Origin of the sequence: Vibrio aestuarianus, assembly GCF_028858425.1 — a bacterium.
GTDB classification, from domain to species: domain Bacteria; phylum Pseudomonadota; class Gammaproteobacteria; order Enterobacterales; family Vibrionaceae; genus Vibrio; species Vibrio aestuarianus.
On record NZ_JAKNYQ010000001.1, the window covers coordinates 1152409 to 1167264 of the forward strand.

The following is a 14856-nucleotide window of genomic DNA, read 5'->3' on the forward strand; positions in this document are numbered from 1 at the left end:
TTTGAGGTGAATTAATGAGTCTAGGCCCGATGGGTATGAATACTGGCATGGATATCAATTCCTTGGTCAGCAAAATTGTTAATGCGGAGCGCGTACCTAAGCAGCAACGTATCGACAATGAGCTTGGCCAAATTGATGCCAGTATTAGCGCCTATGGCCGACTCAAAGAGTCGCTGGATACGATGAAAAATCTAATGACGAATTTTCGTCAGGAGAAAGCTTTTGCTCTGCGAAAAGTGGATACGACTGATGAAAATATCGTCTCAGCGACAGCAACAACGGATGCCATTGCCGGGAAATATGCTATCGATGTGTTGCAGCTTGCCCAGAGTCATAAAGTAGCGTCGGATGTATTAGACAAAGACGCAAAATTTGGCCCTGGTAAGCTGCAGATTTCGCTTGGTAACAAGACATTTGATATTGATGTCCAAGCCAATTCTAAGCTGATTGATATTGTACGCGGCATCAATGGTAGTAAAACCAACCCAGGTGTTAGAGCGGCGATTATTAACGATGTTGAAGGCCCACGCCTGATTGTCGCTTCCAACCTTTCTGGTAAAGATAATGCCATTAAAATTAATGCGCAGTCAGAAACTGGCAACCCTCTTAAAAACCTAGAATATAAAACGCTTGAAGAGCGGGTTAAAGATCTCGAAAAAGCTCGTTCAGCTGCACAACAACTAATTTCCCCATTAACACCAGACCAGCAAAAAATCGCGGCCAGAGTTGCGGAAAAAATTGGTGAAGCCGCACGTGAAGTTGACCAAAGTATGGTCAATGAGGTGCAGCAGGCGGCGGGTATTGCCGATGATAGTGTAGGCGAGCTGCCTGATAGCGCGGTAAAAACAGCCGCTGCAGTGGGTGTGGCAGCTAATAAATATCTCAAACCTTCCGAACGCATCCCTGGCTGGACAGAAACCGCGTCTGGTACTTTGCTTGATTCTTATTACGAACCGGAACCAGAGCTTGATGCGAAAGCGTTAGAGAAGTCTGCGGATGTTCCTGGTTGGAGTAATACTGCCTCTGGCACTTTAGTTGATTCTTACGTTACTCCTAAAGAAGCACAAGCAAAGCTTGAGCAACAACTTTCCGCTGAAAAGTCGGCCATTGCAAAGGCGATTCAAAGTGGAGAAATTTCCCCCGAACAAGCTAAACAAATGGAACGAGCCAAGCTCGATCCAGAAGAGCGAGCTTATTTAGAAAAAGTCGACCAAGTAGAAGCAGATCTAAAAGCGGCACAAGATTCTTTTGATGCTTATCAAGGCATGATTCAGGTGCAAGCTAGTCAAGACTCGATGGTGGTCTTAGACGGTGTTGCTACGCTTTCGAGCAACAACAATGTTATCGAAGATGCGATTGAAGGAGTCGATCTCACCCTGAAAGGCAAAAGCCCTCAAGGAAAAGCACCCGCTGAAATTGGTGTGGAATATGATCGTCAGAGTGTACGTAATGATATAGAGCAATTTGTTGCCGCGTATAATCAGTTTCATCAAGTATCGCAGGACCTTGCTGGTGTAGACCCAAGAACAGGGCAAGCGGGTCCATTAGCGGGTGACAGTATTGTTCGGAGTGCTGATTCGCGGCTTCGAACTGTTTTTTCAACGAAAATAGAACAAGCCCCTGAAGAGATAAAAAGTCTAACCGAGTTTGGGATTACGACCACTCGCCAAGGTACCCTCGAAATTAACTACAGCATGTTAGATCGTCAGCTCAATAATAACTTCAACAAGTTAGGTGATTTCTTTGGTGGCAATCAAGGTTTTGCTAAACGTGTTGAGGATGCTATACAAAGCATGACGGGAGTGACTGGCTCAATACGAACTCGTGAAAAAAGTTTGGTGGAACGTAATTACCGTATCGCGGATGACCAAGCGGCACTTGATCGCCGCATGGACAGTTTAGAGAAGCGAACGCATTCCAAGTTTAGTGCGATGCAAGATGCAACAAGTAAAATGCAGAATCAACTGGCTGGTATGATGAATGCTTTAGGTGGTTGATATGGAGCAGTTACTACTCACACTGAGTGATATAGATCACAAAATCAAAGCAATACTTGCAATTAAAGAAATAAATACTGAAGAAATTAATCATCTCGTCGATAAAAGGGAACGAATATTGCAAAACTTACTGATGTACGCGTCAGAAAATCCACGGTTTGCAAATTCGGCGCAATGGCATACTGCTATTGATGAGACCAAACAACTTGTTGAACTGATGCAGTCAAAAACGGTAGAAATCGGTAAAACGCTTCAAAAATACCGACACGGTAATAAATCCGTTCAGCAATACAAAAAGTTTTTATAAGAGGAAGACTATGCGTGGTTCTTTACAGGCTTACAAAAAGGTATCAGTGGATAGCCAGCTCAGTGCGGCCTCCCCGCATAAAGTCGTACAGATGTTAATGGCGGGGGCGATTGAGCGTCTTATTCAAGCTAAAGCTGCTATGCTGCAAGGTAACATTCCCGTGAAAGGTGAGCGTCTAGGTAAAGCGTTGGACATCATCATTAGCCTACGAAGCTGTTTGTCGATGAGCGATGGTGGTGATATTGCCTCAAATCTCGACCAACTTTATGAATTTATGATCACGCAGATCACAGAAGCGAATCACCTCAATGATCCACAGCCTTTAGATGATGTGATAGATATTATTCGTGAAATAAAATCAGCATGGGATCAGATTCCTGCTGAGTACCACAATCTCACCGCTTCGGAAGTAGGGTTATAAAACTTTAAAGAGTTATTTTTAAAAGTTTTAACTGATGTCACAGCAACTCATTGCTTGGTTGCCTTATTTTTTTTATTCCATAGAATAGAAGCCATTACTAGCTTAATGGCTTTTTTTGTTGCTGAATACCACATATTGTCTATTGTTTGATCAAGTGTTTATGGAAAAACAAAGCTTGGTAACCATTTTCATGAGTGCGGCGACAATTTCTCTGATTTAAGGCAAATATTCTCACCTATGCAAGGTTTAGCAAAACTGCTTGTGATAGAAGACGATCCTCAGATCCGTCTTAATCTAAGTAACATTTTAGAATTTGTTGGAGAGCACTGCGAGGCGATCGAGTCTTCCCAAATCAATGATAATGATTGCTCAGGATTATGGGCAGGATGCATCATTGGATCGCTGAAAGGTGGAACGTTAACTAATGAGATACTTCAATGGTTAACTAAAGCTAATCATATTCCATTATTAATGGCTGCCAAACAGCCCTATTCGTTAGAAGAATTTCCTCAGTATGTTGGTGAGTTAGAGTTTCCTCTTAATTATCCACAGCTCAGTGAAGCACTACGCCATTGCAAAGAATTTTTAGGACGTAAAGGCATCCAATTGCCATCGACCTCTCGTAAAAACACCTTGTTTCGCAGCCTTGTTGGGCAAAGCCATGGTATTCAAGAAGTGCGCCATTTGATTGAGCAAGTTTCTGGTACTGAAGCAAACGTATTGATTCTTGGTGAGTCCGGCACGGGTAAAGAAGTGGTTGCGCGTAATATTCATTATCATTCAACGCGTCGTAATGGTCCATTTGTACCGATTAACTGTGGTGCTATTCCTGCGGACTTATTAGAAAGCGAACTGTTTGGTCATGAAAAAGGTGCTTTCACTGGTGCGATTACAGCTCGTAAAGGGCGTTTTGAACTTGCAGAAGGCGGAACGCTATTCTTAGATGAAATTGGCGATATGCCAATGCCGATGCAGGTGAAATTACTTCGAGTATTACAAGAACGCTGCTTTGAGCGAGTGGGCGGTAACGCTACTATCAAAGTCAACGTTCGCGTTGTCGCTGCAACACATCGTAATCTTGACAGTATGATTGATGATCAGTCTTTCCGTGAAGATCTCTACTATCGATTGAATGTCTTTCCTATTGAAATGCCAGCACTTAAAGAGCGTAAAGACGATATACCTCTGCTGCTACAAGAATTAATGACGCGTATGGAAGCTGAAGGTGGGCAGCCTATTTGCTTTACACCTCGAGCTATCAATTCACTGATGGAGCATGATTGGCCAGGTAATGTGCGTGAGTTGGCAAACTTAGTCGAGCGTATGATCATCCTTTACCCAAATAGTCTGGTAGACGTTAATCATTTGCCGACCAAATATCGTTACAGTGATATTCCAGAGTTTCAACCTGAGCATAGCTCGTATGGATCAATAGAAGAGCAAGAGCGTGATGTGCTGGCTGGTATCTTTTCTGAAGACTTCAATTTCGGTGATGCACAAGATTTACATGAAAATCTTAATGCTCCTCAATCGTTGCCACCAGAAGGTGTAAATTTGAAAGAGTTACTGGCTGATCTTGAGGTCAATATGATCAACCAAGCCCTTGAAGCTCAAGCCGGTGTCGTTGCTCGTGCAGCCGATATGCTAGGTATGCGTCGTACCACTTTAGTTGAGAAAATGCGCAAGTATAATATGCAACGTTAATAGAGCTAAAGGTAAAACTAAACTTTAGTCAATATATTGGCGATCATTTAATGCATTGATTTTTAATGAAAATAGCCTGGCATGTATTTTGCGTGTTAGGCTATTGTTGTTTTATAGGCAGAATATCGACATGCAGGCACCTGAAATTCCAGTTAATCAATCTCATTTGGATTCTTTAGAAGACCAAGTTGAACGTTATAAGCAGGTTCTTGATGTGATGCCTGCCGGTGTGATTTTGTTGGATACGCAAGGTGTGGTGCGGGAAGCTAACCCAGAAGCGCAACGCATATTACAAGTTCCACTGTCTGGCGAAAAATGGTATTCGATCATCCAAAGTGCGTTTGCACCAAAGGAAGACGATGGCCATGAAATATCGTTACGTAATGGCCGTAAAGTTAGGTTAGCGATTTCCGCCTCTACAACGGGACAACTGATATTAATTACTGATCTGACCGAAACGCGTTTATTGCAATCACGAATCAGCGATTTACAGCGTTTATCTTCTCTTGGGCGAATGGTGGCATCATTAGCCCACCAGGTGCGAACGCCATTATCCAGTGCCATGCTTTATGCCTCAAATTTAGGTGCGCCTAATCTACCAACCGCTACAAGAGAGCGTTTTCAGTCTAAGCTAGTAGACAGGCTTCATGACTTAGAAAAACAAGTTAATGATATGCTGTTGTTTGCAAAAGGTGGCGATAACAAGGTTATCAAGCCTTTTAGTATTGATGAATTAGTTAGCGAATTTGCACCGATGATTGAAACTGCATTGAAAAATAATGCGATTGATTATCACCAAGAAGTCGAACAAGACGAAACCGTGGTGCTTGGTAATGCCAACGCCATTGCATCAGCACTTAGTAACTTGGTGATGAATGCTATCCAAATCTCGGGTAAGGCATCGCAAATTGATGTGTTTTTTCGTCCCGTTAATGGTGAACTACGAATTTCAGTTCAAGATAATGGCCCCGGTGTGCCAGTTGAGCTGCAAAATAAAATTATGGAACCGTTTTTTACCACACGTTCACAAGGAACGGGCTTAGGGCTGGCGGTTGTGCAAATGGTCTGTCGGGCTCATGATGGCCGATTAGAATTAATTTCTGAAGAAGGGGATGGTGCCTGCTTTACCATGTGCATCCCATTAAAGAGAGAAACCTCTTCTTCACAAACAGAGACTGGAGAATGATGATGGCTCAAAGCAAAGTCTTAATCGTTGAAGATGATGAAGGTCTACGCGAAGCATTAGTAGATACGCTGGCGCTGGCTGGTTATGAATGGCTAGAAGCCGATTGTGCTGAAGATGCGTTGATTAAACTGAAATCAAACCCCGTTGATATTGTTGTCTCTGATGTACAGATGGCCGGCATGGGAGGGTTAGCACTATTGCGAAATATCAAGCAGCATTGGCCTAACTTACCCGTACTGCTAATGACCGCCTACGCGAATATCGAAGATGCCGTTTCGGCGATGAAAGAAGGCGCCATCGACTATATGGCCAAGCCTTTTGCCCCGGAAGTGTTACTCAATATGGTCAGTCGCTACGCTCCAGTTAAATCGGATGATAATGGCGATGCGGTCGTTGCTGATGAAAAAAGCCTGCGTTTACTTGCTCTGGCAGATAAAGTGGCTAAAACCGATGCCAATGTGATGATCCTTGGCCCTAGTGGTTCGGGAAAAGAGGTGATGTCTCGCTATATCCACAATGCTTCATCACGAAAAGATGGTCCATTTGTTGCCATCAACTGCGCCGCGATTCCTGACAATATGTTAGAAGCTACCTTATTCGGTTATGAAAAAGGTGCATTTACTGGGGCGGTTCAAGCGTGTCCAGGTAAGTTTGAGCAAGCACAAGGCGGAACCATTTTACTTGATGAGATCAGTGAAATGGATTTAAACCTGCAAGCTAAATTACTGCGCGTACTACAAGAGCGCGAAGTCGAACGTCTTGGTGGCCGTAAAAGCATTAAATTAGACGTAAGGGTCTTAGCCACCAGTAACCGTGACCTAAAACAGTATGTACAAGAAGGGAATTTTCGTGATGACCTATACTATCGTTTGAACGTTTTCCCGATTTCTTGGCCGGCGTTGCGTGATAGAAAAGGTGATATAGAGCCTTTAGCCAATCATTTGGTTGAGCGTCATTGTACAAAATTAGGTTTACCAGTGCCTAATATTGCTCCTGAAGCTATCGCTAAACTATTGAGTTACACTTGGCCTGGTAATGTCCGAGAATTGGATAATGTAGTCCAGCGAGCACTCATCCTTAGTGAGCAAAGTCATATTTCTGGCGAGCATATACTGCTTGAAGGCGTTGATTGGCAAGATGCGAGTAGCTTGCAGCAAATGGTGGAAAACACCGAGCTAGCAACACCGGATATTATGCCGATTGCCCAAGCTGAACCAAACAAATTATCCACCAACAATGGCGCTGCATTGGGTGATGAACTTCGAGACCAAGAATATACCATCATCATGGAAACCTTGGTTGAGTGCCAAGGACGTCGCAAAGAGATGGCGGAAAAATTAGGCGTTAGTCCACGTACATTGCGTTATAAATTAGCCAAAATGCGCGATGCAGGGATTGAAATTCCCAATTAGGTTAAACATTGGTGATGGCATATAAATTGCTCTATCCCTTTTATTCGGACATTGGTCAAAGATTTGGCGTTAGAGGTAGCAATGAGACTTGATGGTTTACACAGTGAAATGCAAACGATGATGTTGGAAGCAACCAATGCTCGTCCGGCAGCGACAGGTCAAAGTGTCAGTTCTGATTTTGGCGATATGCTGTCTAATGCGATTAACAATGTGAACGGTTTGCAAAAGACATCAAGTAATTTGCAAACGCGCTTTGATCGTGGGGATGAAGATGTCTCATTATCGGATGTCATGATTGCACGCAACAAATCTAGCGTGGCCTTTGAAGCAACAATACAAGTGAGAAACAAACTTGTTGAAGCTTACAAAGAACTCATGAACATGCCTGTATAAATTAGGTAGTAGACAGTGGCAGATGATAAGCAAACAACCGACCTAGCCGTGAGTGGTGGTTCTGAACATGCATTAATGGCTGGTTCAGATTTAGACCTAGATACACAGAACCCAGATTTAGAAGAGAAGAGCTCTTCTAAATCGGATTTTGCAATGGGTGATTTAGACTTACTGCGTCAAGTAGTGCTTGTCTTGTCGATCTCCATCTGCGTTGCTCTCATTGTGATGCTGTTTTTCTGGGTTAAAGAGCCAGAAATGCGCCCACTCGGTGCGTATGAAACAGAAGAACTTATCCCTGTTCTAGACTACCTTGATCAGCAGAAACTCGACTACAAGCTCGATGGCAATACCATTTTAGTTCCTTCCAGTGAATACAACAGTTTAAAGCTGAATATGGTTCGCGCTGGCTTAAACCAAAACAAGCAAGCGGGTGATGAAATTCTCATGCAAGACATGGGGTTTGGTGTGTCGCAACGTCTTGAGCAAGAGCGACTCAAACTCAGTCGTGAGCGACAACTTGCTAAAGCCATCGAAGAGATGAAACAAGTCAATAAAGCCAGAGTATTATTGGCTTTACCAAAACAAAGTGTATTTGTTCGTCACAACCAAGAAGCCTCTGCCTCAGTGTTTCTTACCTTACGTACTGGCGCAAACCTCAAACAAGAAGAAGTCGACTCTATTGTCGATATGGTGGCCAGTGCCGTACCGGCAATGAAACCGAATCGCATTACCGTGACTGATCAACACGGTCGCTTGCTCAGTTCTGGTTCTCAAGACCCAATTTCATCCGCACGTCGTAAAGAACAAGAGCTTGAACGCAAACAAGAACAAGCGTTACGAGACAAAATTGATTCCGTACTTATTCCTATTCTTGGTCTTGGTAATTATACCGCGCAAGTGGATATCCAATTAGACTTTAGCGCCGTTGAGCAAACCCGTAAGCGTTTTGACCCCAATACGCCCGCAACACGCAGTGAATACACTTTAGAAGATTACAACAATGGTAACGTGGTTGCCGGTGTTCCAGGAGCCTTGAGTAACCAACCCCCTGCCGATGCTTCTATCCCACAAGATGTCGCACAAATGAAAGATGGCTCTTTGCTTGGGCAAGGTTCGGTTCATAAAGAAGCCACGCGCAATTTTGAATTGGATACCACCATTAGCCATGAACGAAAACAGTCCGGTGTGGTTGATCGCCAAACGGTAGCGGTTGCGATTAAGAACCGTTCTTCTGTCAATCCAGAAACCGGTGAAGTGACTTATACGCCACTTAGTGAGGGCGAAATTAATGCAATTCGTCAGGTGCTGGTTGGTACGGTTGGATTTAATGAAAATCGTGGTGATTTACTTAATGTCCTGAGCATGCAGTTTGCTGAACCTGAAATTGAAACCATTGCCGATGTACCTATTTGGGAGCATCCGAACTTTAATGACTGGATTCGTTGGTTCGCCAGTGCGTTGGTTATTGTGGTCGTGATTCTTGTTTTAGTTCGACCTGCGTTGAAAAAACTGCTTAATCCTGCTGCGGATGATGATAACCCAATGTATGGGCCTGATGGCTTACCAATTGGTGCTAATGGCGAGACAAGCCTTATTGGTAGCGATATTGATGGCGGCGATCTATTCGAGTTTGGTTCAGGGATTGATTTACCAAACTTACATAAAGATGAAGACGTGCTGAAAGCGGTGCGTGCTCTTGTAGCGAATGAACCGGAACTTGCGGCTCAAGTAGTGAAGAATTGGATGCAAAATGCCTAACGAAATCATAGCTAAAGACCAAAGTGGTGGAGAAGTGACAGAATCGACCGTTGATATTTCAGCGATTTCCGGTGATGAAAAAGCGGCTATTTTGCTGTTGAGTTTAAACGAAGAAGATGCGGCGGGAATCATTCGCCATCTTGAGCCTAAACAGGTTCAACGTGTGGGGAGTGCCATGGCTAAAGCTAAGGAGCTTAGCCAAGAGAAGGTCGGTGCAGTTCATCGTGCTTTCCTTGAAGACATCCAAAAATACACCAACATCGGTATGGGCAGCGAAGACTTTATGCGTAATGCGCTTGTCGCTGCGCTAGGTGCCGATAAAGCCAATAACCTTGTTGACCAAATTCTATTAGGAACTGGATCGAAAGGCTTAGACTCTTTGAAATGGATGGACCCACGCCAAGTGGCGAGCATTATTGTCAACGAGCACCCGCAAATTCAGACCATTGTCTTATCTTACTTAGAGCCTGATCAATCCGCAGAGATCTTGGCGCAGTTTGCAGAGCGAGACCGTTTGGATCTCTTGATGCGTATTGCCAACCTTGAAGAAGTTCAACCATCGGCACTGGCTGAATTGAACGAAATCATGGAGAAACAATTTGCAGGTCAAGCTGGTGCTCAAGCGGCGAAAATTGGTGGCTTGAAAGCTGCTGCTGACATCATGAACTACCTTGATAACAATATTGAAGGTATTCTCATGGATCAAATGCGTGAGCAAGACGAAGATATGGCTACTCAAATTGAAGACCTCATGTTTGTGTTTGAGAACTTGGTTGAAGTGGATGACCAAGGTATTCAGAAATTGCTGCGTGATGTCCCACAAGATATCCTACAGAAAGCACTTAAAGGTGCTGACGATGCACTACGTGAAAAAGTCTTCAAAAACATGTCGAAGCGTGCTGCTGATATGATGAAAGATGACATTGAAGCCATGCCGCCAATCAAAGTTTCTGATGTTGAAACCGCACAGAAAGAAATTCTGGCCATTGCTCGTCGTATGGCTGACAACGGTGAAATTATGTTGTCTGGTGGTGCTGACGAATTCTTATAATCCATCCTTTACTGAATAATAGGTAGCATGATGTCTGGAGAAAGAAAGCGCGGATTTTTACGTTTAGATACAGACGCTAATGTAGAGCAACCCAAAAAATGGGGGCTGCCAGACTACGGTGCTGAGGCGAATAAAAAAGCCAAAGAAACCGCGCTGAACTATGACCCAGGTTGGATGCCTAGCTTTGACGAACCTGAAGTAGAAGAACCATTACAACTGACCGAAGAAGAGATCGAACAGATCAAGCGAGGTGCTTATCAAGATGGTCTACATCAAGGTCAGGAAGCGGGTTTTAAGCAAGGTTACGAAAAAGGAAAAGAAGAAGGGTTAGCGGCTGGGCATGAAGAAGGACTAGCGCAAGGCAAGGAAGAAGGGATTGCTGAAGGGCAATCCTTTATTGAACAACAAGTTGAAGTATTTGTTGGCTTAGCAAATCAATTTGCTCAACCTCTTGAATTGATGAACGCCCAAGTCGAAAAACAGTTGGTTGATATGGTATTGACGTTAGTTAAAGAGGTCGTCCATGTTGAAGTCCAAACTAATCCTCAAGTCATTCTTGATACGGTGAAATCTTCCGTTGAAGCACTCCCTGTTTCAGGCCATGCTATTACCTTAAAGCTGCACCCTGAAGACGTTGAAATCATTCGTTCGGCTTATGGTGAGAAAGAACTTGATTTTCGCAATTGGACGCTGGTCGGTGAACCTGCATTGAATCGTGCCGATGTGCAAATTGAAGCGGGTGAGTCGAGCGTCAACTACCGAATGGAAGATCGCATTCGCAGTGTACTGAAAAGTTTCTGTGGCACCAATCGTCATCAACAAGGTGAACACTAGTGTTAGCGCTTGCTGAACGTCTCAGTCAATACAAGACTGAAGGGTTAACCTGTAGGCCGATTGCGTCTGGAAAATTAGTGCGTGTCGTTGGGTTAACGCTTGAAGCCACAGGGTGTAAAGCACCGATTGGTAGCTTGTGTACGGTTGAAACGATGTCTGGTGAAATGGAAGCGGAAGTAGTTGGCTTTTCAGGAGACAATCTATATTTGATGCCAAGCGAGCAGATCACCGGTGTTTTACCGGGTGCTAAAGTAACGCCGCTTACTGGTGATACGGGTTTGCCTGTTGGAATGGAATTACTCGGTCGTGTGATTGATGGCGTGGGTAATCCTCTTGATGGCCTTGGCCCTATCTATACCGAAAAGCGAGCCTCATTTAATGCTGAACCCATTAACCCTCTAGCGCGTAAGCCGATCACAGAGCCACTTGATGTGGGACTTAAAGCGATTAATGGTTTACTAACGGTTGGTAAGGGGCAGCGTATTGGTCTGTTTGCCGGCTCTGGTGTCGGTAAATCGGTTACTTTGGGCATGATGACGCGAGGAACTACTGCGCAAGTGGTCGTTGTCGGTTTGATTGGTGAGCGTGGTCGAGAAGTTAAAGAATTTATCGAAGAGATTTTAGGTCTTGATGGTCGTCAACGCTCTGTAGTAGTTGCAGCGCCTGCTGACTCATCGCCGTTAATGCGACTTAAAGGTTGTCAAACAGCCCTGGCTATTGCCGAATATTTTCGTGACCAAGGCTTAGATGTTTTACTGCTAATGGACTCACTGACTCGTTTCGCGCAAGCGCAGCGTGAAATTGCCTTATCGGTAGGTGAACCACCTGCAACTAAAGGTTATCCGCCTTCTGTGTTTGCGAAACTACCCGCGCTTGTTGAGCGTGCTGGTAATGGTGGGCCTACACAAGGTTCCATTACCGCATTTTTCACTGTTTTAACCGAAGGTGATGATTTACAAGATCCGATAGCCGATGCCTCTCGTGCTATTCTCGATGGTCACATAGTCTTGTCGCGTGAGATGGCTGATGCTGGGCATTACCCTGCCATTGATGTTGAAAAATCAGTTAGCCGTGTTATGCCACAGATTACAACTGACGAGCACATGCTAATGTCTAAAGCAGTGCGTCAAATACTCTCTATTTGTCGTAAAAATCAAGACTTGGTTTCGATTGGAGCTTACAAACCAGGGACCGATCCTGCTATCGATAGCGCTTTCACTCTCAAACCCAAACTTGATGAATATTTACAGCAAGGTATGAAGGATTCAGTGCCTTATGATATGTGCGTTAATATGCTTAAGCATGTGTTGCAGGTTGGGTAATAGTGAATGGATAACGCATTAGAATTTTTGTTAGAACAAGCGAAAGACAAAGAAGAAAAAGCGGCCATGGCGCTTAGTAAATCGCGCAGTGAATTGGATAGTTACTACAAACAACTATCACAGATTGAGCAATATCGCCTCGATTATTGCCAGCAGTTAGTTGATCGCGGTATGTCTGGACTTAGTGCAAGTGAATATGGTCATTTGAATCGGTTTCTTACTCAGTTAGATGAAACATTATCCAAGCAAAGAGATGCGGAACAGCACTTCAAAACACAAGTTGAGAACTGCCAAGATCATTGGTTGGAAGTGAGAAAGCAACGACGTTCTTACGAATGGCTGATAGATAAAAAGCGGACTGAAGCACAACGTTTGCAGGAAAAGCGTGAGCAGAAACAAATGGATGAATTTTCAACATTATTATTTAGTCGTAAGCGTTCTAACAACAACCCATTTTAACTGCCTCATACATTATCACATTGGCGCATTTCTTGCTTTATTTTACTCTACTATCGGTGAAAAATGAATGAGAGGTTCGTTAGCAACCTCTCATTGATTCACTTCATTCTCTGTTTCTAGTGCGAGCATCATGGATATGAATGTAAATATTACAACACCATCCGATACATCAAAAATAGCCAGTGTCAGCAAAGCAAGTACGGATTCTGCTAGTGAAGGCTCTGAATCGAAAGGCTTTTTCGAAAAGCTTACTACGATCATTACGGGTTCCGATGCAAAAGAAGCGGCAGAGGCTAAATCTACTGAAGTTAAAGCGAGCATCCCCGCTGAGGTGAAAGCTGCCCCGCTAGATTCAAAGAATGCAAATGTAGAACAAGCGGCTGGTAAAAGTAGCGATGCTTTATTAGCTCAAAAACTTGATGGTGAAGAGGCTGAAATTTCACTCGGAGCAGATAAACACTCCAAATCAAAATTGTCATCAGAGTCTGATGACGTTGCAATACAACAAAAAACAGCGCAAGTGATGAGTGATGGTGATGAAATTTTAGGTCGCCTCAACAGTGCAAATCAAGCTCTTACTGATGCGAACGGCAAAATTTTGCCACAAGAAAAAAGTCAACCACTTGAGGGGGCTGAAATCCAAAGAGCCGATAGTATCGACCCTAAAATGGTGGCAGTTATTCCATCCTCTCCACTCAATGAAAATATGCATGCTAACAGCGTGATAAATGATGCTCAGCTCAGCCAGGCTGATAAGCTTCAGCTTCAACAGGGGGAGCCTAAAGCAGACATTCCAGCGTCAGTCCAAAAATTTATTCAACAGCCAGCCTCTGAACTCGCGCCGACAGAACAAGAATTATCACAGCGGGTACCTTTGACTGCGAGGGGAGAAGGGGAAGAGCAAAGCGATGAAGCTTCAGAGCAACATGCTATTGGTGCGCAGGCATTGATAGCCGCCTCAGCAGTCGATACTCAACAAGTGGTTCAACCTCAATCAGCAGTGACTCCTACTAATGCCTTAGAAGTACAAGGCGAAACGGTTATTGCAAGTGATGCTGTACTGGCGGCAGCCATTCCTTGGGCTGGCGCAGCAGCGATAGAAGGGCAAGTTATCACTCTCGACGGTAGCGATAGTGTTGCTACATTAAAAGGCAAAAGTCAGGCGACCCCAGTAGCGAATTCGGTTCATCAAGCCTTAGCTCAGCAGCAGTCACAAACAATGCAAGCATCAGTTGCGGCTGATAAAGCCGCATTGGCGAACTCAGCACTTTCCGCCGCAGGAAGTGATGCCACTAACGCGCAGGTGCAGCAAATGATGAACACGATGCCTATGCAGACAGCAATCACACCTGATCAACCTATAAGTCAGGCTGCATTGAAGGCGGCGTTAGGTGCAAAAGCACTTGCCGGGCTTGGCGACAGTGGAACAGCCCAAGAGCACAAAGATAGCTCGCTTGCTCATCAAATATCGACAGCAGCAGGCCAGCAAGGCATCACGTCAGCGCAAAATCGTGCTGAGAACTTGCAGCAAGCAGCGCCTCAACCTCCTTTGCATCTCAATAAAGAGATGGCGAGTGATCAAATGGCAGAGCGTGTGCAAATGATGATGTCGAAAAATTTAAAGCATGTTGATATTCGTCTTGATCCACCTGAGCTAGGCCGTTTGCAAATTCGCATGAATATGAATGGCGATGGTGCAACTGTCCACTTCACTGTCGCTAATCATCAAGCTCGTGATGCGATAGAACAATCTATGCCGCGACTGCGAGAAATGCTTGCCCAGCAAGGAGTGCAGTTGGGTGATACTTCGGTACAACAGCAAAATGCTGGACAGCAGCAGTCACGCTATGCATCAAGTGGCGATGGCCAGCCTGGTCAATTATCACGCAATGAAAGCTATTTGGGTGAAGAAAACCTTGATACGGACGTCAAACTTGATTTGAATGTCGCATCAAAGCGTGATGGAATCAGTTATTACGCTTAAACTAAATTAAAAATAACGACATAGAGAA

The 14856-nt window shown here is 44.3% G+C and carries 13 protein-coding genes; all 13 read left to right on the top strand.

The annotated features are described in order from the left end of the window. The first annotated feature begins 14 nt into the window (after positions 1-14). The 13 genes from fliD to MCT08_RS05605 all read left to right on the top strand — a co-directional run bounded on the left by fliD (position 15) and on the right by MCT08_RS05605 (position 14828). On the top strand, positions 15-1997 hold the full coding sequence (gene fliD / locus MCT08_RS05545) for a flagellar filament capping protein FliD (protein ID WP_274674559.1): 1983 nt from the start codon (positions 15-17) through the stop codon (positions 1995-1997). Between the two features lies 1 nt (position 1998). After that, on the top strand, positions 1999-2304 hold the full coding sequence (locus tag MCT08_RS05550) for a flagellar protein FliT (protein WP_274678028.1): 306 nt from the start codon (positions 1999-2001) through the stop codon (positions 2302-2304). Positions 2305-2314: 10 nt separating this feature from the next. Continuing rightward, the gene (fliS, locus tag MCT08_RS05555) at positions 2315-2725 is read left to right on the top strand and encodes a flagellar export chaperone FliS (protein ID WP_053311864.1); all 411 of its coding nucleotides are present in this window, start codon (positions 2315-2317) and stop codon (positions 2723-2725) included. Positions 2726-2962: 237 nt separating this feature from the next. Further along, positions 2963-4429, top strand: a complete 1467-nt coding sequence (locus MCT08_RS05560) for a sigma-54 dependent transcriptional regulator (protein WP_274674557.1) — start codon at positions 2963-2965, stop codon at positions 4427-4429. Between the two features lie 130 nt (positions 4430-4559). Further along, complete coding sequence (locus MCT08_RS05565) at positions 4560-5615, top strand: sensor histidine kinase (protein WP_168521439.1); 1056 nt, start codon at positions 4560-4562, stop codon at positions 5613-5615. Positions 5616-5617: 2 nt separating this feature from the next. Next, entirely contained in the window at positions 5618-7027 is a 1410-nt protein-coding gene (locus MCT08_RS05570; RefSeq protein ID WP_053311861.1) for a sigma-54-dependent transcriptional regulator, read from the top strand. An 81-nt stretch (positions 7028-7108) separates the two neighbouring features. Further along, positions 7109-7420 (top strand): flagellar hook-basal body complex protein FliE, encoded by a 312-nt coding sequence (gene fliE, locus MCT08_RS05575; RefSeq protein ID WP_168521441.1) that lies wholly within the window; start codon positions 7109-7111, stop codon positions 7418-7420. Positions 7421-7435: 15 nt separating this feature from the next. Next, positions 7436-9178 carry a flagellar basal-body MS-ring/collar protein FliF gene (gene fliF, locus MCT08_RS05580; RefSeq protein ID WP_168521443.1) on the top strand — a complete coding sequence of 581 codons (1743 nt, stop codon included), beginning with the start codon at positions 7436-7438 and terminating at the stop codon, positions 9176-9178. Further along, on the top strand, positions 9171-10229 hold the full coding sequence (gene fliG / locus MCT08_RS05585) for a flagellar motor switch protein FliG (protein WP_053311858.1): 1059 nt from the start codon (positions 9171-9173) through the stop codon (positions 10227-10229). Before fliF ends, fliG begins: the two co-directional genes overlap by 8 nt. Before the next feature lie 30 nt (positions 10230-10259). Then, positions 10260-11063: a flagellar assembly protein FliH gene (fliH, locus tag MCT08_RS05590; protein WP_053311857.1), complete on the top strand. Its 804-nt coding sequence runs from the start codon at positions 10260-10262 to the stop codon at positions 11061-11063. Next, complete coding sequence (gene fliI / locus MCT08_RS05595; protein WP_053311856.1) at positions 11063-12385, top strand: flagellar protein export ATPase FliI; 1323 nt, start codon at positions 11063-11065, stop codon at positions 12383-12385. The genes fliH and fliI overlap by 1 nt, the downstream gene beginning before the upstream one ends. Before the next feature lie 6 nt (positions 12386-12391). Further along, a complete protein-coding gene (gene fliJ / locus MCT08_RS05600) occupies positions 12392-12844 on the top strand; it encodes a flagellar export protein FliJ (protein WP_168521447.1) in 453 nt (150 codons plus the stop codon). Between the two features lie 130 nt (positions 12845-12974). After that, positions 12975-14828: a flagellar hook-length control protein FliK gene (locus MCT08_RS05605; protein ID WP_274678029.1), complete on the top strand. Its 1854-nt coding sequence runs from the start codon at positions 12975-12977 to the stop codon at positions 14826-14828. Positions 14829-14856 lie beyond the last annotated feature (28 nt).